This is a genomic window from Streptomyces sp. NPDC055103 (assembly GCF_053607625.1).
The window spans coordinates 48,963-72,273 of sequence record NZ_JBSGTX010000010.1 but is presented as its reverse complement, the minus strand read 5'-3'; the positions used below and the strand labels follow the sequence as shown (position 1 = coordinate 72,273).

The following is a 23,311-nucleotide window of genomic DNA, read 5'->3' as shown; positions in this document are numbered from 1 at the left end:
GCCCCGCCTCGCGTCGCCGATGTCGGTGCAGCAGCCTAGAGGTACGGGTGGTGTCCCGGCTATCCAGGAGCTATCGGGGACGGACGGCGAGGTGGACCACGTCGGGGACGCCCCGGGCAACGGGGATCTCTTCGGTCCGTACCCCGCTGAATCCGGCATTCCGCAACGAGTCTTCGAAATCGCCCGAGGGTTGCGCGGACCAGACGGCGAGGACACCACCGGGGTTCAGCCGGGCGGCGCAGGCGGTCAACCCCTCGGCCGAGTACAGGGTTTCGTTGTCCTCGGTCACCGTCCAGTCCGGCCCGTTGTCGATGTCCAGACAGAGGGCGTCGTACGTGTCGGGGGAGGTCCTGAGGTAGGCCACCAGGTCCGTGTGCAGGATCACGGTCCTCGGATCGGCCAGCGCGCGCCCGGAGATCGAGGCGAGCGGCCCCTGTCGGTGCCAGTCGATGATCGCGCCCTCACGCTCGGCGACGGCGATCCGGCCCCAGCGCGGGTCGGCCGCCGCGTGCGCGAGGGAGAAGCCCACCCCGAGGCCGCCGACGAGGACGGAGGCGCCGGAGCGGGACTCCTCGGGCAGCGCGTCCATGGCCGCGTCGACGAGCAGCCGCTCGGAGCGCCCGTCGGAGGTGTCCATGAGGAAGGTTCCGTTGGCGATGATCTCGAAGTGCTCCGCGCGGCGGCGCAGTACGACTTCTCCGTACGGTCCTTCGCGGCGGTCGAGGGTCACGGGTGAGGACATCGTCGAGGTATCCGCTCTCGTCTCGGCAGTCGGTCCCGGCCATCCTCGCGAAGCGGGGCGGCCGGGACAAACACGTTACGGAGTCGCGGTGTTGCCGAGTGGACTCACAGGTACGGGGCCTCGCGGCGCATGGGTCTCGGCTCGTTGTCAGTGGCTGTCGGGCCGGGGTGCCGCTGTGGTGCACGTCGATCCGGCGTACACCAGCCAACAATGCCTACCGACAACCGGCGCATGGAGTATCTGCGGGCGCTCTCCCGTGACTTCTGCGCCGACGAGGACGACGTCGAGGTCCGCTCCCTGATCGCCTTCTCGCTGCGCGTGGCCGACCACTTCATCGCGGTCGACCACGGCGGGCGCACGCCGGCGGAGATGGCGGATCTGACGAGGGAGTGGCTGCTGAGGTAGCCGCGGTGGCGCTCTCGCGCCGCGGCTCAGGCCTCGCCGGTCGTACGCCGCGCCCCCCGCCACCCGTACAGCGCCGCCCCGGCGGCGAAGGCGACGGCGGCGACCGCCCATGCCTCGCCCTCCGGGCCCGGCCGGGTCACCCAGCCCCACCAGGCCGCGCCGCCGGTCGCGTCCGAGGGGGCCGCGAGGTAGACCACGCCGGCGTAGAACGTCGGCGGCAGCCAGCTCAACCGGGCACCGACGAGGGCCGCGGCAGCCGCCGCCACGCCCACCAGGCCCAGGGTGTTGCGCACGGTGGCGGGCGCGCCGAACGCCTCCGCGTGCCCCGGCACCGCGAGGGCGAGCAGGGCCACGGCCAGCGCGGTCGGGGCCAGGAGGTGCGCGAGGCGGCGCGGCCACCAGGCGCGTACCGCCGTACGGTCCAGCTCGTCGCTCGGCGTGTACAGACTGGTGCCGATCACACCCGCCGCGAGCAGCGGGCCGAGGAGCACGACCGGCAGCCGGGCCGTGTGGTCGAGGTCCGGCAGCGACACCAGCCACCAGGCCGCCCAGGCGGCGACCGCCGCCGTGCCGAGCAGCGCGGCCAGCGCACCGGGCAGGCCGCGGGAGCGCAGATAGTGCCTCACGGGATCGGCACCTCGTCCGGGTGGCAGGTGTTCGCGGCCAGGAAGCGCGTCAGGTAATCGCGCTGCTCCGGCGGGGACTTGGCTTCCAGCCGGTCGATGTAGGGCTGGGCGCCGGTGGTGTCGGGTCCGTAGCCGTCCGGAGTCGGCGCCAGCCACTCGATCACGGCGAGGTTGATGTGGCTCGCCCGCTCGGCGTTCGGGCCCGTGCTGTCACCGGGCGCGCAGGAGTCCGAGAACAGCCAGTTCACGGCCGAGTTGACGTACTGGTCCGGGTGTGCGAGCCGGTCGCGTACCGCGTCCTGCCGGACGGAGGGCAGCGCGACGTCTCCTGGGTGGGCGGGTCCGCCCGGGCCGCTCACCCAGCGGACCGGGGCGCCGGCCACCCCCTTGAGGCGCGCGTTCAGCGGGGCGAGAGCCGCCGAGACCTCGGGCAGCAGCCCCTCGTCCACCGCCGTCAGGCACACCTGCGGCGTGCCGGTGTCGCAGACCTGCCGGGACAGGGCCGGGTCCGGGCGCCACGGGCCCTCGTCCGGCGGCAGCCGCAGGATCGCGGCGGCGGCGCCGACCGCGACCGCCAGCGGGACCAGGGCGAGTGCGCGGAGGCGGGCCGGGCGCAGCCCGTACGCGAGGAGCGCGGCGAGTGCGAGCCCCGCCGTCCACGCCATCGACACCGGGCCGAACCACCACACCGGCCGGTCCCAGAAGAACAGGTGCTCGCCGGCCGGGCCGAGCCAGCGCACGGAACCTTCCCGGTACGCGGCGAGGCCGAGGGCGACGTACCCGACGATCCCGAGGAGCGGGGCCGCCAGCCGCCACCGGACGGCCCGTCCGGCGAGATGGCCGAGCGCGCCGAGGGCGGCGACGGCGACCGCGTCGGCGGCGAGGAGTTCGAGGAAGGGGTGCCCTGCGGAGACGTACGGCCAGGTGGCGAGGAGGCAGACGGCGTCGGCGAACAGCACTCCGGCGCCCGGCCAGAGCGCCGACGGGGCCACCGCGACCAGGAGGCGGCGCAGCGGGGAACGGGGGACGGACTCCCACAGGCCGGTCGTCCCGCGCCGCCGGTCCCGGCCGCCCTGCCAGCAGCCCGCCGCGAGCGCGAGGGGTCCGCTGAGCAGACCGGCGGCGACGTGCAGAAGGTTCGTCGCGTCGGCCCAACGGCCCTGCCACTCGGGCGCCTTGCCGTACATCGTGACCAGGACGGTGAGGGCGACGGCGGCGCCGGTCCACGGCCCGAGGCCACGGCGCAGCTCGGTGCGGAGCGGGGAGACCCTCCGTGCGGGGGCCGGATCCTCCGTGCGGGGCGGGGTGAGGGTGGCGGTCATCGGAGCGGCTCCTTCGGGAGGGCCGGGGCGGTCGGAGCGAGGGTCGTGGCCGTCTCGGCGGCTTCCGCGTGCGAGCCGGCAGGGATGCGGGACCTGTTCATCGGAGCCGCTCCTTCACGCGCTGCCCGCCGCCGCCGGAGTTCCCGCCGCCTCCCGCGCCTCCGCCGCTCTCGCGGTGGGCGCGCAGGGCGGCCGTGTAGCCGCGCTCGATCGCGTGCGCCGTCGAGTCGCCGGGGTCGGCCGACGCGCCGCCGAGCGCGGCGAGGCCGGCGGTCGAGCCGCGGAAGGCGAGCCGTCCCGCCTCCATCAGGGCGACGTCGGTGCAGGCCGCGGCCACGTCCTCCACGAGGTGCGTGGAGACCACCACGGTCGTGTCCCCGCCGAGGTCCCGCAGCAGCTCGCGGAAGTCGACCCGCTGCTCCGGATCGAGACCGGCCGTCGGCTCGTCGAGCAGCAGCAGCTCCGGTTCGTTCACGAGGGCCTGGGCGATGCCCGCCCGCCGGACCATGCCGCCCGAGAGCGTCTTCATCCGTGTGTCGATCCGGTCGGCGAGCCCGACCCGCTCGACGGCCCGCTCCACGGCCGCCGGGGCCCGGCCCCCGGGCACCTCCTTCAGCCAGGCCACGTACGCGACGAACTCACGGACCGTGAACGCCGGGTAGTAGCCGAACTCCTGCGGCAGATAGCCGAGTCGGCGCCGGATCGCGGTGCGCTCGCGAGGGTTCGCGACGTCGCGGCCGAGCAGTTCCACCCGCCCGGAGGCGGGCGCGGCGACGGTCGCCAGGACCCGGATGAGCGAGGTCTTCCCGGCGCCGTTCGGGCCGAGGAGTCCGTGGACGCCGGGGGAGAGGGACAGGTCGAGCGCATCGAGGGCGACGGTGCGACGGTGCCGGACGGTCAGTCCGGTCACCGCGACCGTGGCGGGCTGGTTCACCGGGTCTCCAAGTGGTCGAAGGAACGGCGCCGCAGCACGAGGAGAGCCGCGCACGCCAATGCCGCGGCGGCCCAACTTCCTTGTGCGGCGGGGCCGGAGAAGTAGCGGGTGAGGGCGGCGCCGCCCGATTCGGCCCCCGGCTGCCCGAGGAGCGGGCCGGTCACGGCGAGCAGCCACCCGGCGGCGAGGGTCGCGGCCGCCGTCCGGCAGCCGACGAAGGAACCGAGCGCGAGGGTCGCCAGGGTCAGCGCGAGCCCCGGCAGCAGCCAGGCGGCCGCCCCCGGGAACCCGGCCACCGGCGGCAGCAGCGCCCCGCCGGCGGTCAGGAGCGGCACGCAGACGGCGAGCACGGCGGCGGTACGGGTGAGCAGGAGCCGCAGCCCGCCGGAGGGGGTGGCGGCGGTGATCTCGTACAAGGGGTCGGCATGGCGTCCGTACGAGACGGCGACCCCGCCGAGCGGGAGGAGCGGGGAGACGGCCAGCAGCCAGCTCCGCGCGCCCTGGAACCCGGCGCCGTAGGCCAGGGCGAAGGCTCCGCCCAGGACGAGCGCCACCGCCACGACCCACGAACCGCGCAGCGCCGGCCCGGCCGCCCACCAGAGCCGCGCCCACCGCCCGAGAGGGCTCGCGGCGACGGGGACGGGAACGGGGACGGGGGCAGGCTGGTGCCCCACGGCGGTCAGGAGCTCCGCCCGTACGGCGGCCAGGGCGGGGCCCGCCGCTCCGGCGCGCACGGCGGCCGAGACGCGCCCCGCGCAGGGGGAGCAGGACTCGACGTGCTTCTCCAGCGACCAGGCGTCCGTCTCGGGGGCCGAACCCTCCGCGTACCGGAGGGCCAGCACGTCGGTGACGTGCCAGTCGGCGTCGTGCCGGGGGGACGTCATGGGGGACGTCATGCGGTGCCTCCCAAGGGGTACGGGCCGGCGCCGAGGGCGGCGCGCAGTTCGCGGCGGGCGCGCAGGGCGCGGGTCTTGACGGTGCCCTCGGGTATGCCGAGCAGCCGGGCGGTCTCGCGGGTCGTCAGACCGTCGACGACGGTCGCCCGCAGGACCTCGGCGAGCTCGGGCGAGATCCGGTCGAGGGCGGCGCCCACCTCCCCGTACTCCAGGCCCGCGAGCACCCGCTCCTCGGCGGAGGGGGCGGGGGCCGCGGGCTCCGGCGGCGCGGCGGCGGCCCGTTCGGTGCGTTCGGCGCGGGCCCGGGCGCGCTGGGCGTCGACGAGCCGCCGGGCGGCGATCACCCAGAGCCAGCCGCCGGCCTCGCCCCGGCCCCGGTGGCCGCCGGCCGAGCGCCAGACCGTGACGAAGGTGTCCTGGAGGACCTCCCGCACGGTCTCCTCGTCCGGGCAGCGGCGGGCGAGCCGGGCGTGCAGCCAGCCCGCGTGCCGGTCGTAGAGGACGGCGAGCGCCTCGGTGTCCCCGCGGGCGACCGCGCGAAGCAGCGCCGCGTCGTCGTCCTCGTCCGCCCCTGTGGGGCCTCCCCCTGAGGGGCGCAACAGTCTCACGCCCTCTCTATCGCGTACGGACCCCGGTTCGGTTCACGGACGGGGCCGGCGCGTCAGGGAGCCGTCGGCGGGCCGCCCTCCGGGAGGGCGGCGAAGACGCGCTGGAGGGCGGGCGGGCGTTCGCCGTCGGCCGCGACGACGAGGCGGTGGCGGTAGGTGATGAAGTACTGGAACCCGTCGGGGATCGGGCTGCCGGTGGGCCGGCTCGGGACGCCCGCGTACGCCGGGTCCTCCAGGGCGGCCCGCAGCTCGGCGACCTCGGCGGGCGTTTGCTGCCCGGTCCTGGGCGGTTTCGTGCCGGAGCGGCTGGTCCAGCTGCCGTCGTAGTGGACGACGAGCTGGTTGCGGACCCCGGCGAGGCCGCCGTTGACGACGACCTCGACGAGGACCTCGCCGGGCCGGGGCTCCTCGTGGGGCGCGGTCGCACCCGTGCTCGGGTCGGCGGTACGGGGCGGCTCAGGTGTACGGGTCGGCTCGGCGGTACGGGGCGGCTCAGAGGTACGGGTCGCCTCGGCCGTACCACTCGGCGCCGGTGTCTCCACGGTCTCCGGGGGCGCGCTCGTGCCCGACGCCGGTCCGCCCGACGCCGGTCCGCCCGACGCCGGCCCGCCCGGCGCGGGCGGCGCCCCGGAGCCGCAGGCGCTCGCGCCGCCGGCCAGGACCGCCGCCAGCAGCAGAGCCCCGCACCACTTCGCCCGTACGCCTCGGCCTCGCACCATGGATCGAGCATGCCCCGTACGGGGTGCTCCGCGCAGCCGGACGGTCAGGTTCCCGACCGGACGATTCCGGTGAGGGGCCCGCGGTAGCGCCAGTCGAGGGAGTCGTACAGCGCGAGGCCGTCCGTGGTCGCGGCGAGGACACCGGTCTCGGCGCCGGCCTGGGCGGCGGCGGCCTCCAGGGTGCGCATCACGTTCGCGCCGAGGCCGCGCCGCCGGTGTGCGGCGTCCGTCTCGATCTGGTCGGCGACGGCGGTGGAGCCGGTCGGGGCGATCTGGCCGCGCGCGGCGAGGGTGCCGTCCGGGGCGAGGACACGGACCCGGATGACCCCGTCCCGGACCTCGACGGTCCGGGCGTACCCCTCGGGCGGCGCGGGGCGGGCGCCCGGGTCCAGCGGCTTGACCATCATGAAGCCCGGGTCGTCGGGGACGGTCCAGTCCTCGGTGATCCACGGCGCCACCTCCTCGGGCGTCGCCATCACCTTGAGCCAGCTGAACGGCTCGGTGAGCCGCGCGCAGAGCGCGCCGACGGAGGCCGCGTCGGGGGCGGGCAGCACATGGCGGACGACGTGCCGCGGCAGGCCCACCTCGATCCGGTAGCCCCAGGGCTCGACGACGGCGGGCGGGGTCTCCCGGGAGACGGTCCAGCCGGCCACCCAAGCCGACGTAATGGCTGCGATATCCATGCGGTCATTACATCGGCAGGTAGTGCGGGCGCGGAAGGGTGATCGCTCAGAGCGAACTACCGCCGGGGAACATTCCTGGGCTCACGTGCATTGAGTCCGTACAGCTCAACTTGACTGCCGAAGGGGAGATCATGGCTTCTGCGACCACGGCGTCCGCGCCGCTCACTCTGCCTGTGCTGCCGCTCGACGACGAGGTCGTGCTGCCCGGAATGGTGGTACCGCTGGACCTGTCCGACAACGACGTACGAGCCGCCGTCGAGGCCGCCCAGGCGGCCGCCCGGCCGGGCGGCGGCAAGCCTCGGGTGCTGCTCGTCCCCCGTGTCGAGGGGACCTACGCCGGGACCGGCGTCCTCGGCGTCGTCGAGCAGGTGGGACGCCTGTCCGACGGCGACCCCGGCGCCCTGATCCGCGGCCTCGGCCGCGTCCGCATCGGCGCCGGTACGACCGGCCCCGGCGGCGCCCTCTGGGTCGAGGGCACCACGGTCGAGGAGACCCTGCCCGAGCCGCTGCCCGGCTCCGTGACCGAGCTGGTCAGGGAGTACAAGGCGCTGGCCACCAGCTGGCTCAAGAAGCGCGGCGCGTGGCAGGTCGTCGACCGCGTCCAGCAGATCGACGGCGTCGGCGCCCTCGCCGACAACTCCGGCTACTCGCCCTTCCTCACCGTCGAGCAGAAGGTCGAGCTCCTGGAGACCGCCGACCCGGTCGCCCGTCTCAAGCTCGCCACCGCCCAGCTCCGCGAGCACCTCGCCGAGCAGGACGTCGCCGAGACCATCGCCAAGGACGTCCAGGAGGGCGTCGACAAGCAGCAGCGCGAGTTCCTCCTCCGCCGCCAGCTCGAAGCCGTCCGCAAGGAGCTCCGCGAGCTCGGCGACGGAGCCGACTCGCCGGCCGACGAGTCCGACGACTACCGCGCCCGCGTCGAGGCCGCCGACCTGCCCGAGAAGGTCCGCGAGGCGGCCCTCAAGGAGGTCGACAAGCTGGAGCGGTCCAGTGACCAGTCCCCCGAGGGCTCCTGGATCCGCACCTGGCTCGACACCGTCCTCGAACTGCCCTGGAGCGAGCGCACCGAGGACCAGTACGACATCACCGGCGCCCAGGCGGTCCTCGACGCCGAGCACGCGGGCCTGGAGGACGTGAAGGAGCGCATCACCGAGTACCTCGCCGTGCGCAAGCGGCGAGCCGAGCGCGGCCTCGGTGTCGTCGGCGGCCGCCGCGGCGGAGCCGTCCTCGCCCTCGTCGGCCCGCCCGGCGTCGGCAAGACCTCGCTCGGCGAGTCCGTCGCCCACGCCATGGGCCGGAAGTTCGTCCGCGTCGCCCTCGGCGGCGTGCGCGACGAGGCCGAGATCCGCGGCCACCGGCGGACCTACGTCGGCGCCCTGCCCGGCCGGATCGTCCGCGCGATCAAGGAGGCCGGGTCCATGAACCCGGTGGTCCTCCTCGACGAGATCGACAAGGTCGGCTCCGACTTCCGGGGCGACCCGGCGGCAGCCCTCCTCGAAGTGCTCGACCCCGCGCAGAACCACACCTTCCGCGATCACTACCTGGAGGTCGAACTCGACCTCTCCGACGTCGTCTTCCTCGCCACCGCCAACGTCCTGGAAGCCATCCCGGAGGCCCTGCTCGACCGCATGGAGCTGGTCAGGCTCGACGGGTACACCGAGGACGAGAAGGTCGTCATCGCCCGTGACCACCTGCTCCCGCGCCAGCTGGAGCGGGCCGGCCTGGAGCCGGGCGAGGTCGTCCTGGAGGACGCCTCCCTGCGCAAGCTCGCCGGGGAGTACACCCGGGAGGCCGGCGTCCGCACCCTGGAGCGGGCGATCGCGCGGCTGCTCCGGAAGGTCACGGCCCAGCACGAACTGGGCGACCGCGAGCTGCCGTTCACCGTCACCCCGGAGGACCTGCGGGACCTGATCGGCCGGCCGCACCACGTGCCGGAGTCGGCGCAGGACCCGGCGGAGCGCCGCACGGCGGTGCCGGGCGTCGCCACCGGACTCGCGGTGACCGGCGCGGGCGGTGACGTCCTCTTCGTGGAGGCGTCCCTCGCCGACCCGGAGACCGGCGCCGCCGGGCTGACCCTCACCGGTCAGCTGGGCGACGTGATGAAGGAGTCCGCGCAGATCGCGCTCTCCTTCCTCCGCTCGCACGGCGCGGAGCTGGAGCTGCCCGTCACCGGCCTCAAGGACCGGGGCGTGCACATCCACTTCCCGGCGGGCGCGGTCCCCAAGGACGGGCCGAGCGCCGGCGTCACGATGACGACCGCACTCGCCTCGCTCCTGAGCGGCCGGCAGGTCCGTACGGACGTGGCCATGACCGGCGAGGTCTCCCTCACCGGCCGGGTCCTCCCGATCGGCGGCGTGAAGCAGAAGCTGCTCGCGGCGCACCGGGCGGGCATCACGACGGTCGTGATCCCCAAGCGGAACGAGGCCGATCTGGACGACGTCCCCGCCGAGATCCTGGAGAAGCTGGAGGTCCACCCGGTGACCGACGTCCGGCAGGTCCTGGAGATCGCGCTGGCGCCGGCGGAGGTACCGGTGAGCATCGCCGCGTGACTCCCGAGCGGTGAGCGGGGTGCCCTCGTCGAGGGCACCCCGCTCCGGCGTGCGTGGATGTCGGTATCCGGATGTCAGCGAAGGCTGGCATCCTCGTACGCATGAACGAAGACGCCTTCTGGGCTCTCATCGACGAGTTGAGCCGCCGCCCGGGTGACCGGGACGAGCGGCTGGAGTGGCTGCGGGCGGAGCTGGTGCGACGCCCGGAGACCGAGAGCGTGGCGTTCCAGGTGCGGCTGGAGAGGGCGGTAGAGAGGGCCGACACCCGCGCGGTGTGGGCGGCGGCGAACAGGATCGAGAGCGGCGTCACGGACGACGGCTTCCACTACTTCACGCTCTGGCTGGTCGGCCAGGGTCGCAAGATGTACGAGTCGGTCCTCGCCGATCCCGACGCCCTGGCCGACCTGCCGGGGATCCGGGCCCTGGTGGGCCGCCACCGCAACGAGTGGCACGAAGACGAGTGGCCCGAGTGGGAGGAACTGGACTACGTCGCCCAGGACGCCTACGACGAGCTGACCGGCCAGGAGGACGACGAGGGCGAGGAGTTCCTCGACGCCGTGGAGGAGGCGGAGGAGGAGCTCGCGGAGGAGGGGGAAGAGGACGAGGAACCGCGGGGCGCCCGGCCGGAGGGGATGGCCCTGCCCCGGCTCACCGCCCTCTTCCCGCTCGGTACCTCCGGCTCCTAAGGCCTGTCCGGCGAATCAAGGTCGGACAGGCCCTGGGGCCGAGCGGCATGTGCCGGTCGGCCCAAGAGGCGGAGGAGTCTAAGAGGCGGAGGAGTTCCGGCGGCGGCCCAGGAGCAGGGTGCCCGCCGCGAAGGCGGCGAGGGCGCCCGCGCCCGCGAGGGCCAGGGGGAGCGGCGAGGAGGGGGTTCCGACGGTCTCGGCGGAGAGCGCCGGGGCCTGCTCGTCGCCGCCGTGGCCGGCGTGGCTGACGGTGGAGAGGTCGGAGCCCGCCGCGATCTTCGCCTCGGTGGGCGCCTGCGCAGTCAGGGGGGCCGGCGCCACCGCCGCACCGCCGAAGGTGACGTCCGAGCAGCTGTAGAAGGCCTCGGGGCTGTCGCTGCGCTGCCACACCTTGTAGACGATGTGGCGGCCGGTGCGGGCCGGCAGGGTGCCGGTGAAGTTGTAGTAGCCGTCCGTGGCCGTGCGGGTGGTGTTGTGGACGGCGACCGGGGTCGCGTCCAGGTCCGACCACTTCAGGGGCTGCGTCGGGTCGAAGCCCGCCTTGGTGATGTAGACCGTCATCGTGCCCGAGTGGGCCGCCGTCACCCGGACCTTGAAGTCGAAGGAACCCGCCGCGACCGCCGTCGCCGGCCAGTCCGTACGCGCCCAGTCGAGCGCCCGGTACTTGGCGCGGTTCGCCGAGCAGAGCTTGCCGTCCGGGATGAGGGCCTGGTGCTGCCCGTCGGCGTTGGCGATGTTGACCTCGTTCCAGTCGTAGAGCGGCTGGGTGCCGGAGTCGGCGACGAGGTCCTTGCACACCTGCGACTTGGGCGTCTCGGGGCCTTCGGCGTAACAGGCCGCCACCCGGCTCACGGGGTTGAAGACGGCGCCGTGGGCACCGGCCGTGGCGGGGGTGAGGCCGACGAGCGCGGCGGCGGACAGGGCCGCGGCGGCGCCGGCGGACGTGCGGCGGTACGAGGGCATGCGGGGGCTCTCTCTCGTGCGTGGGGGAGTACGGGACGAGCAACGCGCGCTGGTTGCACGGAAGTTGAATTCCGTGCGACCGCCATAGAGCCTCGCATTGGTCCATACCAATGGGCAAGGGGGTGGGTGCAAAAAGCCGCGGCGGCCCCCCGGGGTGCCGCACACCCGGGGAGCCGCCGCGCAGGGGAAGAAGGGGGATCAGCCGTTGGCGAGCGCCTGGACGCGCGAGAGGTCGCCGTTGAAGTGGTTGTGGTCGCCGACCGTCGGGCCTGAGGACGTGTACTGCCACATCGTGTAGTACAGCCACCCGGCGGGGAGTTCGCCGACCTCGGAGGCGTACCGCGCGATCCACAGCGGATTGGTGGAGGCGAAGCCCCCGTAGTTGCCGGTGCACTGCTTCCACCAGCTCGTCGCCGTGTAGATGACGGGGTCCCGCCCGGTCCGGTACTTGTACCGGTTCACGAAGTCGCGGATCCAGGTGACCATCCCGGACTGGGTCTTGCCGTAGCAGGTCGCGCCGTACGGGTTCCACTCGATGTCGAGGGCGCCGGGCAGGGTCTTGCCGTCCTTCGACCAGCCGCCGCCGTTGTTGACGAAGTAGTCGGCCTGGGCGGCGCCGGTCGTCGTGTCCGGGGTGGCGAAGTGGTACGTCCCCCGGATCATGCCGACGTTGTACGAGCCGTTGTACTGCTGCGCGAAGTAGGTGTTCTTGTAGTACGTGCCTTCCGTCGCCTTGACGTAGGCCCACCTGACCCCGCTGTTCCACAGGGTGGACCAGGCGACGTTCCCCTGGTGGCTGGAGACGTCCACGCCTTCCGTCTGGGCGGCGAGGGTCGAGACGCCGCCGGGGGCGCCGTCGCGGCCGTCGTGCTTCAGGACGCCCATGCCCATGGAGGCGGAGCCGCGGGCGGGCACCTGCCGGGTGCCGGGATCCTGGGCGGCGCCGGCGGAGCCGGCGAGGGGGAGGAGGAGGGCCAGGGCCGCGAGGGCGGCACCGGCGAGGGTCGTTCCGGATCTGTGCACACGCATGCGTGCCTCCGAAAGGCGGTGGGGGACCGATGTCGACACATCCTGGTGTGGACATGTCACTGAGTCGAGGGAGACGCTACGCACGTAGACCCGTCCGGCGGAAGGGGGCCCGGATACCGCCGTTGGTCTACTCCTGCGAAATACTGAGGGAGCTGCGGCGATCGCCGTGACGGGAAGAAACTTTCAGCGGCAGGAAATCCGCCGGGAAGCCGTTGGAGAACGTGTGGGAGGTGCTGACGTGCACGGAAGCGGTACGGGAAGTGACGGCCGTGCCGTCGCGCCCGCCGGGGTCGATCCGGAGTTCCTCGCTCTCGAACGGGAGCTGGCGGTCTTCCTGCGCCGTGCTCGCGCCCAGTCCGGTGAGATGGCCCGCGAGGTCCACCCCGAACTGGAGCCCGCCGCCTACGGACTCTTCGTCCGGCTCGACGACGCCGGCCCCCAGCGGGCCACCGAACTCGCCGCGTACTTCGGCGTCGGCAAGGCGACCATGAGCCGTCAGCTGCGCGCGCTCGAGATGCTCGGGCTCGTCGTCCGCGACCCCGACCCCGCCGACGGGCGCGCCTCGCTGGTCCGTCTCACGGAGGAGGGCCGGGACCGCTTCCGGCACGTCCGGGACGCGCGGCGCGAGCGGTACGTCCGCAAGCTCGTCGACTGGGACCGCGCCGAGGTCGCCGAACTGGCGCGACTGCTCCACCACTTCAACGTCCGCTCCGAGGGCTGACGCGGGTCCCGGAGCTCACAGCTCCGCGTACACGGCCGTCGCGTCGTCGTGGAGCTTCCAGCGCCGCACCCCGCCGGCTTCCGCGTCCGCCGTCTCCAGTGCCCGCACCCGCCGGAGCAGACCCGACGGGCCCTCCTCGCGCAGGACGCCGAAGCACTCCGCCCAGCCGCCCGCGCCGAACAGCTCCACCCAGCGGCTCGCCCCGTCCGTGAGCGCCGCCAGGGCCCGTACCTCCGCGCGCGGAGTCGTCCCCGTCACCGCCCGCTCGGCGACCGACGGGTCGGCCGCCGCGGTGAAGAAGCCGCCCTCCCGGTTCCGCAGCCGGTCCGTCGCCTCCAGGGAGCGCAGGATCTCCTCCGGGACCCGGTCGAGCCGGTCGTCGAGCACCGCCGAGACCGTCCCGTCCGGCGCCTCCAGGAGGAGGGCGGAGTCGGAGAGGACGAGATGCTCGACCGAGGCCCCGTCCCAGCGGGCCAGCGCCACCGTGGCCTGAGGCGTACGCACGTGAGAAAGGTCACAGGTGCCTCGGTGGGCGTCCGCAGTGCGCCGGATTGCCAGGGACAGGATCGCGGACAGGGTCATGTCCGGCCGAGAAGCGGACAGTTCGGTCAAAGCCCCACCGAGGCGAGCGGTGAACCAGGGCACGCCGTGCACGCAACCGTCATCACCGGCAGGTGGTGTGACGCCGTCGAGGGCGACGACCGTCCCCCCGTGGCCCGAGGCGGGCAGAGCTGCGGCTGCCCAGTCCTCGTTGGGGCGTTCGGGGCTGCCGGGGAGGGTGGCGACGTCGCTGCGCATGAGGTCCAGTGTGCCCGCCCCGCCACACTCCTTCACGGCACCTCCAAACGGCCGGAAAAGGCCTGTACCAACCCGCCGGGGGCGCCGCGCGAGGCGGAATCGGGAACTCCGCCGAGCTGCGGGCGGGCATCCTGCCAAAGCCCGCGCGGAAGATCCAACCGGGGGTCAAGAGAGGCCTGTGACCCCCACCCCGGGGAGTTGTTCGCCAACTGATGAGTGTTGTTCACTCGTTCGGGTGGCGGAGCGGCCGATGCGCGCCCCCTTCCCAGAAGCGCTGGAATGGTCGGAAGCCGTACCAGGGGTGGGGGCGCTCCACGTGACCGGTCGTCACCTCTGCTTTGTGGGCGGACGAGTCAAGAATGCGAGCACCGGTGGAGAAGAAGCGGCCTCGGAGCAAGAACGGCGCGCGGAGCCAGACCCCCGGTGTACCGCCGACCCCGGTCGGCACCGTCGCGGTGCCCGGCGGCGGTCGGCCCTCGGAGCCCGCCGCGACGCTTCCCCCGGCCGGCCGTTCCCAGCGCGTCCGCAACCGCCTGGTCGCCGGCGTCGCCCTCGTGGGCGTGACCGTCCTCGTCGCCGGCGCCCCCGCGGTCCTCGCCGCCTCCACCGACCTGACCGACTCCCAGCGCCTGGTCACCCTCGCCGAGCTCGACCGGCAGGCCGTCACCCTCGCGCACTCCCTCGCCGACGAGCGCGACGAGGTCGTCGCGTACATCGCCGCGGGCCGTGACGCGCAGACCGGCGCCGCCAAGGACAAGCGGCAGATCACCGACACCCGCTCCACCCGTGTCGACCGCCAGATCGACGAGATCCGGCCCGCCGCCGCCACCGAACTCCGCCGTGACCTCGCCGGCGTCCCCTCCATCCGCCGCACCGCCCTCACCGGCGAGGGCACGGCCCTGGAGGCCCACAAGGCGTACTCGGACGTCATCACCAAACTCCAGGCCCTCTCCGACGAACTCGCCGAGAGGACCCCGCCCCGCGCCGCCGACACCGCGCTCACCGAGGCCACCCGCGCCCCCGCAGCCCTCGGCCGCGCCGTCGAACAGGCCTCCGCCACCCGCGGCCTGCTCCTCGCCGCGCTCGCCGTGCCGCAGCCCGAGCCCACCGGGGACGTCCACTACGACCCCGACACCGGCACCTACGTCCCCGACGTGCCCAAGGGCGCCGACGAGGCCCGGCAGGCCCGCGACACCCTCACCGCCGCCGCCCAACAGGCCCGCGTCCGCGAACTCGCCGCCCTCGGCGACTTCGACCAGGCCGCCGGCGCCACCGCCCGCGACGCGATCGCCGCGACCGTCACGGGACCCGACGTCAAGAGCGCCGAACGCTCCCTCGCCGGCCTCACCGACCAGCCCCGGCTGACCGAGTCCGAGCGCGCGACCGACCCGGCCGCCCTGGATGCCGCGCTGTCCGCCCGTATCGAGCAGATGCGCGGCGTCGAGTCACGGCTCGCCGCCGAGCGGGTCGAGCGGCTGGCCGCCCTCCGGGACGACGACGTCACCGCCCTCGAACTGCGCATCGCCTTCCTCGGCGGCTGCCTCCTCGTCGCGATCGGCATCTCCACCTACGTCGCCCGCACCCTCACCCGGCCGCTCGCCGTGCTCCGCATCGGCGCCGCCCGGCTCGCCGCCGCACCCGGGCCGCACGCCGAGGAGCCGATCCGCTTCACCGGCCGCAACGACGAGTTCGCCCAGGTCGTCCGCTCCCTCAACACCCTCCACGGCAAGCTCTCCGGCCTTGCCGCGCGCAGCGAGCGGCTCAGCGGCGAGCACGCCGAACTCGCCGCCGCCAAGGAGACCCTCGGCGCGGAGATCGCCGCCCAGCGCGCCGATCTCCAGGGCCGGGTCGCTCTCCTCACCGCCGACCTGGAACGCCTCAAGGGCACCGTCCACCACACCTTCGTCAACCTCTCGCTGCGCAGCCTCGGGCTCGTCGAGCGGCAGCTCAGCGTCATCGAGAAGCTGGAGGAGCGCGAGCAGGACCCGGACCGCCTGGCGACGCTCTTCAAGCTCGACCACCTGGCGACCGTCATGCGCCGCCACAGCGAGAACCTCCTCGTCCTCGCCGGCCACGAGCACGTCCACGGTCACGCCGGGCCCGTCCCGCTCGTCGACGTGCTGCGCGCCGCCGTCAGCGAGATCGAGCGGTACGAGCGGGTCACCATCCAGTCCCTGCCGCCGCACGCCCAGATCGCCGGCTTCGCCGCCGACGACCTGAGCCACCTGATCGCCGAGCTCCTGGAGAACGCCACGTCGTTCTCGCCGCCCGACGCCGAGGTCCAGCTCTCCGGCTGGCTCCTGGAGACCGGCGAGGTCATGCTCTCCGTCCAGGACGCGGGCATCGGCATGACCGACTCCCGGCTCACCGAGCTCAACGCCCGCCTCGCCGAGGCCGACCCGGACGCCTTCGAGGGCGAGGGGCTCGGCATGCGGGTGACCGCCCTGCTCGCCGCCCGCCACGGCGTCCGCGTCCAGCTGCGCGAGCAGAAGCCCGGCGGCATCGCGGCCGTCGTGGTCCTTCCGCTGCCCCTGCTGCCCAAGGCCCCGCCGACCGTGGTGTCGCAGCCGGTACGGGTCGCGGGCTCGGCCCCCGCGCTGCACCTGCCCGGCTCGGCGGCGGAGGCCAACTCCAACACCCTGCCGTCCCGGAACCGCGACCCGCTGGTGGAGGCCGCGGAGCGCGCGTTCCGCGCGGCCGAGGAGACGGTCACGACGGACGCCGGGGCGCCGGCGGGGGCGTACGAGCCCGCGCCTGCGGAGGCGTACGAGCCTGCGGAGGCGTACGAGGCGTCGGAGGCGTACGAGCCCACGGAGGCGTACGGGCCCACGGAGGCGTACGAGGCGTCGGAGGCGTACGAGCCCACGGAGGCGTACGAGGTGTCGGAGGCCTACGGGCCCACGGAGACCTACGAGCCGGCCGAGGCGCACGAGCCCGCAGAGGTGTACGCGCAGGCCGAGCCCTACGAGCCGGCCGAGGCCTACGAGCCCGCCGGGTTCGTGGAGTCCGTGTCCGAGACCACGCTCCAGGTCCGGCTGCCCGACCCGCAGCCCGAGCCGGACGCCCACGAGCGCGCCGCCGACGGGGATGCCTTCGCCGCCGGTCACGCCGAGCCCCCGGCCCCGTCGGCTCCCGAACAGACCCCCGTACCGACCCCTGATCCGACCCCTGAACCGGCCGCCGGGTCCGCCCCCGAGCCGGGCGCCGACCAGCCGGTCCCCGGCCCCCGCACCGCCCAGTGGGAGCGGGTCACCGACAAGGGTCTCCCCAAGCGCACCCCGCAGGTCGTCCGCCAGCCCGGCGCCGCCACCACCCCCCGTAAGGGGGGCGTGGACGCCGAGGCCCTGCGCCGCCGGCTCGGCGGGTTCCACCAGGGCGCCAAGGCCGGACGCCGGGACGTGGAGGCGGAGATGGAGAAGGACACGGACACGGGGCGGATAGACGCCGTAGGGCCTGCACGTACAGCGGAGATGACGGGGGACACAGTCGAGGAGGCACGCAGTTGACTGCGACGGGAACGTTCGGACTGAGCACGGAGGCCCGCAACCTGCAATGGCTGCTGGGCAATCTCGTGGAGGAGGTACCGGGAGTCCGCTCGGTCACCGTCGTCTCCTCCGACGGGCTGATGCTGCTCTCGTCCGACCCGGCCACCCAGCAGGCGGCCACGACGGCCGACGCCGACGCCGGCCGTTCCGGCGGCCCGCGCGGCTCCACCGCCGATCTGGCGACCATCGTCTCGGGCATCGGCAGCCTCACCATCGGCGCGGCCCGGCTGATGGACGGCGGCGGCGTCAAGCAGACCATGGTGGCGATGGAGGACGGCAGCGTCTTCGTCATGTCGATCAGCGACGGCTCGCTGCTCGGCGTGCACGCCACCCCCGACTGCGACATGAGCGTCGTGGCGTACCACATGGCGCTCTTCGTGGGCCGCGCCGGACACGTACTCACCCCCGAAGTCCGCAGTGAGCTGCGTAAATCGATGGAGAGCACCCAGTGATGGAGAGCACCCAGTGACGTCTGCGTCGGCGGCCTTTCACGCCCACAAACTGCCGGTACGCGGGGACGGGCGGCGCCCCTCGCGCGTACGCCCGTACTCGCTGACCGGCGGCCGGACCCGCTTCGGTCACGTCCTGCTCGTCGAGACCTTCGTGGCCGCGCTCGAAGCGGCCCCCGCGCGCAAGGTCCTGACGGACGGCGGGCCCGGCGCCCGCGGACTGATGCCGGAGATGCGGGCCATCGTCGAGATCTGCCGTCGGATGCGGACGGTCGCGGAGATCTCGGCACTCCTGAAGATGCCGTTGGGAGTCGTCCGGGTGCTGCTCAGTGACCTGGCCGACCAGGGAAAGATCCGTGTGTACGGGACCGGTCACGGCACCGGCCAGCCCGACCGCGCGCTCCTCGAAAGGGTGCTGAGTGGACTCCGTCGTCTCTGACGCCACCGCCGTCTCCGAATCACCGGTGGATGCTCCGGCGGCCGCCGGCATCCCCGCCCAGCCGCGGTCCGGGGGTCCCCTGCCCGATACCGAGGACGGCGCCCAGGACTGGCAGCTCGACCACACCCGGGCCCCGATCGCGACGAAGATCGTCGTCGCGGGCGGCTTCGGCGTCGGCAAGACCACCTTCGTCCGCGCGGTCTCGGAGATCACCCCGCTCCAGACCGAGGCGCTGATGACCCGGGCGAGCGAGGACACCGACGACCTCACGTCCACGCCGGACAAGCTCACCACCACGGTGGCGATGGACTTCGGCCGGATCACCCTCGACAACGACCTCGTGCTGTACGTCTTCGGTACGCCGGGACAGCAGCGCTTCTGGTTCATGTGGGACGACCTGGTGCGCGGCGCGATCGGGGCGGTCGTGCTCGCCGACACGCGCCGGCTGACCGACTGCTTCCCCGCCCTGGACTACTTCGAGAGCTGCGGCCTGCCGTACATCGTGGCCGTCAACCACTTCGAGGGCACCGAGCGCTTCGAGCCGGAGGACGTCAGGGAGGCCCTGACGGTCTCCCCGGACGTGCCGGTGGTGATCATGGACGCGCGCAAGCGCTACAGCGTCGTCGAGACCCTGCTCTCCATGGTCGCGCACGCGCTCGAAGCCACCCCCGAATAGTTCACGCGTGCAGCTCACGCGAGTAATTCGTGCGTGCGGTTCGCGCGAGTAGTTCTCACGAGAAGTCCTCACAGTCGCCAGGAGCACCACCCATGCGGAAGATACTCATAGTCGGCGCCGGTCAGTCCGGTCTGCAGCTCGCCCTCGGACTGCAGACGCAGGGGTACGAGGTCACCCTCATGTCGAACCGGACGGCGGACGAGATCCGCGCCGGGCGCGTCATGTCCACGCAGTGCATGTTCGACACGGCGCTCCAGCACGAGCGGGACCTCGGTCTCAACTTCTGGGAGTCCCAGGCCCCCCGCATCGAGGGCGTCGGCGTGTCCGTCGCCGCCCCCGACGCGGGCCGCGCGATCGACTGGGTCGGCAGGCTCGACGGCTACGCCCAGTCCGTCGACCAGCGCGTGAAGATGGCCGGCTGGATGGAGACCTTCGCGCAGCGCGGCGGTCAGCTCGTCATACACGGCGCGGCCGTGGGCGACCTCGACTACTTCTCCCGCAACTACGACCTGGTGCTCGTCGCGGCGGGCAAGGGCGAGCTGGTCTCCATGTTCGGCCGGGACGCGTCCCGTTCGCCGTACGCGCAGCCGCAGCGCGCCCTGGCCGTCGCGTACGTCCACGGCCTCGGCCCGCGCCCCGAGCACCCCGACTTCGACGCGGTCCGCTGCAACCTCGTCCCGGGCGTCGGCGAGCTCTTCGTCATGCCGACCCTGACGACCGGCGGTCGCGCCGACATCCTCTTCTGGGAGGGTGTCCCCGGCGGCCCGCTCGACGTCTTCCAGGGCATCAAGGACCCCTCCGAGCACCTGGCGCTGACGCTGGAGCTGATGGAGAGGTTCACGCCCTGGGAGTACGCGCGGGCCACGAAGGTCGAGCTGACCGACGCGGGCGGCACCCTCGCCGGCCGATACGCGCCGACCGTCCGGAACCCGATCGGCCGGCTGCCCGGCGGCGGCCTCGTCCTCGGTGTCGCCGACGTCGTCGTCGCCAACGACCCGATCACGGGTCAGGGTTCCAACTCGGCGTCCAAGTGCGCCGCCGCGTACCTCGCGGCCATCGTCGAGAACGGCGACAAGCCCTTCGACGAGGCCTGGATGCAGGCCACGTTCGACCGCTACTGGGACACCGCGCAGCACGTCACCAAGTGGACGAACGCCATGCTGGGCGTCCCGCCGGAGCACGTCCTCCAGCTGATCGGCGCGGCGGGCGAACTCCCCCCGGTCGCCGACCGCTTCGCGAACGGCTTCAACGACCCGGCCGACTTCGACAACTTCTTCTTCGAGCCGGAGAAGACGTCCGCGTACCTGGCCGAGGTCGCGGGGAGCCAGGCAGGCGCCTGACGCCGAAAAGCGTTCGAGGTTCCGGCCAGGGCGTTCGATGATCGGGCCATGTCCCTCTCGAACACCCTGGCCCGCGTCGACGCCGACCCAGGGCCTGTCCGGCGGATCAGGGCCTGCGCGGCCTCGTCTCGTCCTTCCCGTACGACCTGACCCTCCGCCGCCGCCTGGTCGAGGTGTACCGGCTGTACGGTGACGCGGCGGAGGCGGGGCGCTGGATGTACCTCGAAGAGGACCGGGACGCCGACGAGACCGCCGCCTTCGAGAAGCGGTACGGGTCTCCCTGGCGGCGGATGAGGGCTCTCGCCTGGTGGGGGCCCGAGGCGCTGGCCGCCACCGCCGTGGCCGAGGAGAGGCTGGTGGCGGTGCGGTCCGCCTGCGCCGAGGAGCTGGGGCACCCGGTCTTCTTCCCGAGGCGTTCCACGTCACCACGGACCAACTGCGCGCCGTCTCCAATCTCACCCGTCACCGGATCATGTCCGTGCTCCGCTTCCAGCCCGCGACGATCACGCAGGTCGCCGAACGGGTGGGTCTCGCGAAGGGGAGTTCCAGCTACCACGTACGGCTGCTCGAACGGGCCGGCCTGGTGAAGGTGGTGCGCACGCGGAAGGTCCGCGGCGTCACCGAGCGGTACTACGCCATGGCCGCGCGTTCGATCGTGCTGCCGGATCCGGGCGAGGGCGGGCCGGACGTGCTGATGCGGCACGCGGTGGCCGACCTGGAGGCGTCGCCGGCGGATGGCGAGCGGCACGTGGGCATGGTCCATCTGCGGCTCACCGAGCAACAGTTCGCGGAGCTGGGGGCGCGGCTGGAGGCGCTGGCGAAGGAGTACCGGCAGCTGTCCGACCCGTCGTTGCCGGACGCGTCGCTCGTCTTCGCGTTGTTCCACCCCACGTCGGGCGAGCGGGCCGAGGAGGGCGCCAAGTGACCTCACCCGTAAGAAAGTTGCCGACCGGGTTCGGACGGCTGTGGACCGCGCAGACGGTGTCCTCGCTCGGCGACGGCGTCTCGCACGCCGCGCTGCCGCTGCTCGCGCTGACGCTGACGCGGGACCCGATGGCGCTCGCCGTCGTCACGGCCGCCGGAACGCTCCCGTGGCTGCTCTTCGGGGTGCTCGGCGGTGCGCTGGTCGACCGCTGGGACCGCCGGCGCACGATGTGGGTCACGGACGCGGCGCGTGCGGCGCTGCTCGCGATACCGGCGGCCGCGGCCGCGCTCGACATGCTGAGCATTCCCCTGCTCGCGGCCGTCGCCTTCCTGCTCGGCATCGGCGGACTCTTCTTCGACACGGCCGCCACGGCCTATCTGCCGGATCTGCTCGGCCGTGACGCGGCCCTCCTGGAGCGCGCCAACTCCCGCCTGCGTGGCGCCCAGACCGCCGCGTCCGGCTTCGCCGGGCCGCCTGCGGGCAGCGCCCTGCTCGCGCTCGGGCGGGCGGTTCCGCTGCTTGCCGACGCGCTGTCGTTCGCGCTCTCCGCACTGCTCGTGCGGTCGCTGCCCGCCACGCCCCGGCCCGTACCGCAGGCCCGTGAGTCGCTGCTGCGGCAGGCGCGGGCCGGTGCCTCGTACGTCTTCCGGAACAAGCTGCTGCTCGGACTCGCACTGCGTCCGGCGGTCGGGAACATCGCCTTCGTCGCCGTCGAGACCGTACTCGCCCTCTTCGCGCACGAACGCCTCGGCATCGGCGCCTTCGGCTTCGGCCTGCTCCTCACGGCGGAGGCCACCGGCGGTCTGCTCGGCGCCGCCATCGCCTCCTTCCTCGGCCGGCGACTCGGCACCGGCGCCGCGCTGACCTGCACGGCCGCGGCCGAGGGACTCGCCGTCCTGGGCCTCGCCGTCGCCCCGAACCCGTACGTCGCCGGCCTCGCGCTCGCCGTCTGCGGAGCGGGCATGGGCGCCACGATGGTGCTCGCCCCCTCCCTCCGGCAGACGATCGTCCCCGCCCACCTGATGGGCCGGGTCGCCTCCACCTCCCGCATGCTCGGCATGTGCGCCGCCCCGTTCGGCGCCTTCCTCGGTGGCTGGCTGGCCACCGCCTACGACGTACACACCCCGCTCTACGCCGCCGCCGGCCTGCTCCTCACCATGACCGCCGTCACCGCGACCATGACCAGCAACCGCCAGGTCGAGGCGGCGCTGCGTGCCGCCGCCCCGGCGGAAGGGCTGCCGGAGCCGGTTCAGGAGCGGTCGTAACCCTCGCCCGGGCACCCGTCCAGCGTGGCGCGCCCCCGAGACGCCGGCGGCCGGGGCGACCGGTCGACCGGGACGACCGCGCCTCCTAGGACGAGGACACCGACGACGAGGACACCGGCGACGAGTACGTGCCGGACGGCGAGCCGTGGACGGTCGGCGGGGTGCTCGCGGGCACCGGCCGGGCCGTGGGCGTCATGGCCTTCGTCGCCGTCGCCGTCGCCGCAGCCGCAGCCGCAGCCGCCGTCGCGGCCTCCGCCCGGCGCACCGCGAGGGGGGCAGGAGTCCGGCGACCGCGAAGAGGCCGCCGACGACGAACCAGCCGGGGGTGCCCCAGGTGATGCGGAGGGTGATCAGGAGCCCCGGTCCGAGCGCCTCGGAGAGGCCCGCTCCCAGACCGAAGGCGCCCAGGTACTGGCCGGTGGCATGGGGTGGGGCGAGGGCGAAGGACACCTCGACACCTCGAAGCCTCCTGCGGAGTGCCACAGTTCGCCGACCGTGTGGACCACCACAGCGGTCAGGAGCAGGGCGACGGCCGCCCATGCCGGGACCCCGGCGGAGAGCGAGACCAGACCGCACGAGGCCAGGAAGGCGGCTCCGGCGCGCCGGTAGGCACGGCCGCCGGCCCGGGGCGAGTCGATGCCACGGCTCGCCCGGACCTGGAGTCCGACGACGATGACGGTGTTGACGAGCATCGCGCCCGGCACCAGCCAGTGCGGGGCGGTCGTGGACCCGACCAGCCAGAGCGGGATGGCGACGGTGAGCACCTTGAACTGGATGGCCATGACGCCGTCGAGCGCGGTGACCACGAGGTACGGCCGGTCCCGCAGGGCGATCCAGCGGGGTCCTCCGGCGGCGGGCGCGGGGGCGACGGGCGGCAGGAGGAGCAGGACGGCCGCCGCGGCGGCGAACGCGAGCGCGTTGGTGCACGGCCTGGGTGAAGTACAGGACCCCGGCGGTCAGGAAGAGGCCGCTGTCGACGGTGTAGACGAAG

General features: G+C 73.7%; 23 protein-coding genes and 1 pseudogene. 12 read left to right on the top strand and 12 right to left on the bottom strand.

Annotated features, from left to right (window positions below; translation table 11 throughout):
• Positions 1–70 precede the first annotated feature (70 nt).
• On the bottom strand, positions 71–742 hold the full coding sequence (locus ACWFR1_RS09340) for a spermidine synthase (protein WP_453548357.1): 672 nt from the start codon (positions 740–742) through the stop codon (positions 71–73).
• Between the two features lie 210 nt (positions 743–952).
• Between ACWFR1_RS09340 and ACWFR1_RS09335 the strand changes: the two genes are divergently transcribed.
• Complete coding sequence (locus ACWFR1_RS09335) at positions 953–1,147, top strand: hypothetical protein (protein WP_453548355.1); 195 nt, start codon at positions 953–955, stop codon at positions 1,145–1,147.
• Positions 1,148–1,173: 26 nt separating this feature from the next.
• Here ACWFR1_RS09335 and ACWFR1_RS09330 read toward each other — a convergent pair whose 3' ends face one another.
• From ACWFR1_RS09330 to ACWFR1_RS09300, 7 genes are all read right to left on the bottom strand, one after another.
• On the bottom strand, positions 1,174–1,773 hold the full coding sequence (locus ACWFR1_RS09330) for a hypothetical protein (protein ID WP_453548353.1): 600 nt from the start codon (positions 1,771–1,773) through the stop codon (positions 1,174–1,176).
• Positions 1,770–3,095 carry a hypothetical protein gene (locus ACWFR1_RS09325; protein WP_453548351.1) on the bottom strand — a complete coding sequence of 442 codons (1,326 nt, stop codon included), beginning with the start codon at positions 3,093–3,095 and terminating at the stop codon, positions 1,770–1,772. The genes ACWFR1_RS09330 and ACWFR1_RS09325 overlap by 4 nt, the downstream gene beginning before the upstream one ends.
• 97 nt (positions 3,096–3,192) lie before the next feature.
• On the bottom strand, positions 3,193–4,029 hold the full coding sequence (locus ACWFR1_RS09320) for an ABC transporter ATP-binding protein (protein ID WP_453548348.1): 837 nt from the start codon (positions 4,027–4,029) through the stop codon (positions 3,193–3,195).
• On the bottom strand, positions 4,026–4,925 hold the full coding sequence (locus tag ACWFR1_RS09315; RefSeq protein ID WP_453548346.1) for a zf-HC2 domain-containing protein: 900 nt from the start codon (positions 4,923–4,925) through the stop codon (positions 4,026–4,028). Before ACWFR1_RS09315 ends, ACWFR1_RS09320 begins: the two co-directional genes overlap by 4 nt.
• On the bottom strand, positions 4,922–5,533 hold the full coding sequence (locus ACWFR1_RS09310) for an RNA polymerase sigma factor (RefSeq protein ID WP_453548343.1): 612 nt from the start codon (positions 5,531–5,533) through the stop codon (positions 4,922–4,924). Before ACWFR1_RS09310 ends, ACWFR1_RS09315 begins: the two co-directional genes overlap by 4 nt.
• Before the next feature lie 53 nt (positions 5,534–5,586).
• Positions 5,587–6,252, bottom strand: a complete 666-nt coding sequence (locus tag ACWFR1_RS09305) for a hypothetical protein (protein WP_453548341.1) — start codon at positions 6,250–6,252, stop codon at positions 5,587–5,589.
• A 44-nt stretch (positions 6,253–6,296) separates the two neighbouring features.
• Positions 6,297–6,935, bottom strand: coding sequence for a GNAT family N-acetyltransferase (locus ACWFR1_RS09300; protein WP_453548339.1), 639 nt, complete (start codon positions 6,933–6,935; stop codon positions 6,297–6,299).
• Between the two features lie 131 nt (positions 6,936–7,066).
• On the opposite strand from ACWFR1_RS09300, the gene lon reads away from it, so the two are divergent.
• Both lon and ACWFR1_RS09290 read left to right on the top strand, forming a co-directional pair.
• A complete protein-coding gene (gene lon / locus ACWFR1_RS09295; protein ID WP_453548338.1) occupies positions 7,067–9,484 on the top strand; it encodes an endopeptidase La in 2,418 nt (805 codons plus the stop codon).
• A gap of 101 nt (positions 9,485–9,585) precedes the next feature.
• Positions 9,586–10,170, top strand: coding sequence for a DUF4240 domain-containing protein (locus tag ACWFR1_RS09290; RefSeq protein ID WP_453548335.1), 585 nt, complete (start codon positions 9,586–9,588; stop codon positions 10,168–10,170).
• A gap of 78 nt (positions 10,171–10,248) precedes the next feature.
• Here the strand turns inward: ACWFR1_RS09290 and ACWFR1_RS09285 are convergent, their stop codons facing one another.
• Together ACWFR1_RS09285 and ACWFR1_RS09280 are read right to left on the bottom strand one after the other, a co-directional pair.
• A complete protein-coding gene (locus ACWFR1_RS09285; RefSeq protein WP_453548333.1) occupies positions 10,249–11,133 on the bottom strand; it encodes a lytic polysaccharide monooxygenase auxiliary activity family 9 protein in 885 nt (294 codons plus the stop codon).
• A 198-nt stretch (positions 11,134–11,331) separates the two neighbouring features.
• Complete coding sequence (locus ACWFR1_RS09280) at positions 11,332–12,162, bottom strand: lysozyme (protein WP_453548331.1); 831 nt, start codon at positions 12,160–12,162, stop codon at positions 11,332–11,334.
• A gap of 238 nt (positions 12,163–12,400) precedes the next feature.
• Here ACWFR1_RS09280 and ACWFR1_RS09275 point away from each other — a divergent pair, with 238 nt between their 5' ends.
• Positions 12,401–12,883 carry a MarR family winged helix-turn-helix transcriptional regulator gene (locus tag ACWFR1_RS09275; protein WP_453548329.1) on the top strand — a complete coding sequence of 161 codons (483 nt, stop codon included), beginning with the start codon at positions 12,401–12,403 and terminating at the stop codon, positions 12,881–12,883.
• A gap of 15 nt (positions 12,884–12,898) precedes the next feature.
• On the opposite strand, the gene ACWFR1_RS09270 is transcribed toward ACWFR1_RS09275, so the two are convergent.
• Positions 12,899–13,681: a hypothetical protein gene (locus tag ACWFR1_RS09270; protein ID WP_453548327.1), complete on the bottom strand. Its 783-nt coding sequence runs from the start codon at positions 13,679–13,681 to the stop codon at positions 12,899–12,901.
• A gap of 359 nt (positions 13,682–14,040) precedes the next feature.
• Between ACWFR1_RS09270 and ACWFR1_RS09265 the strand changes: the two genes are divergently transcribed.
• The 8 genes and pseudogenes from ACWFR1_RS09265 (at position 14,041) to ACWFR1_RS09230 (ending at position 22,320) form a co-directional block, all read left to right on the top strand.
• Complete coding sequence (locus tag ACWFR1_RS09265) at positions 14,041–17,187, top strand: nitrate- and nitrite sensing domain-containing protein (protein WP_453548324.1); 3,147 nt, start codon at positions 14,041–14,043, stop codon at positions 17,185–17,187.
• Positions 17,184–17,678 (top strand): roadblock/LC7 domain-containing protein, encoded by a 495-nt coding sequence (locus ACWFR1_RS09260; protein WP_453548323.1) that lies wholly within the window; start codon positions 17,184–17,186, stop codon positions 17,676–17,678. Before ACWFR1_RS09265 ends, ACWFR1_RS09260 begins: the two co-directional genes overlap by 4 nt.
• 13 nt (positions 17,679–17,691) lie before the next feature.
• Complete coding sequence (locus ACWFR1_RS09255) at positions 17,692–18,114, top strand: DUF742 domain-containing protein (RefSeq protein WP_453548321.1); 423 nt, start codon at positions 17,692–17,694, stop codon at positions 18,112–18,114.
• Positions 18,095–18,790 carry a GTP-binding protein gene (locus ACWFR1_RS09250; RefSeq protein WP_453548319.1) on the top strand — a complete coding sequence of 232 codons (696 nt, stop codon included), beginning with the start codon at positions 18,095–18,097 and terminating at the stop codon, positions 18,788–18,790. The genes ACWFR1_RS09255 and ACWFR1_RS09250 overlap by 20 nt, the downstream gene beginning before the upstream one ends.
• Positions 18,791–18,882: 92 nt before the next feature.
• Complete coding sequence (locus ACWFR1_RS09245) at positions 18,883–20,130, top strand: styrene monooxygenase/indole monooxygenase family protein (protein WP_453548317.1); 1,248 nt, start codon at positions 18,883–18,885, stop codon at positions 20,128–20,130.
• Positions 20,131–20,178: 48 nt separating this feature from the next.
• A pseudogene (locus ACWFR1_RS09240) lies at positions 20,179–20,531 on the top strand (DUF6584 family protein); the annotation flags it as partial.
• 71 nt (positions 20,532–20,602) lie between these two features.
• On the top strand, positions 20,603–21,055 hold the full coding sequence (locus tag ACWFR1_RS09235; protein WP_453548315.1) for a helix-turn-helix domain-containing protein: 453 nt from the start codon (positions 20,603–20,605) through the stop codon (positions 21,053–21,055).
• Complete coding sequence (locus ACWFR1_RS09230) at positions 21,052–22,320, top strand: MFS transporter (protein ID WP_453548312.1); 1,269 nt, start codon at positions 21,052–21,054, stop codon at positions 22,318–22,320. Before ACWFR1_RS09235 ends, ACWFR1_RS09230 begins: the two co-directional genes overlap by 4 nt.
• Before the next feature lie 350 nt (positions 22,321–22,670).
• On the opposite strand, the gene ACWFR1_RS09225 is transcribed toward ACWFR1_RS09230, so the two are convergent.
• Complete coding sequence (locus ACWFR1_RS09225) at positions 22,671–23,126, bottom strand: hypothetical protein (RefSeq protein ID WP_453548309.1); 456 nt, start codon at positions 23,124–23,126, stop codon at positions 22,671–22,673.
• Positions 23,127–23,311 lie beyond the last annotated feature (185 nt).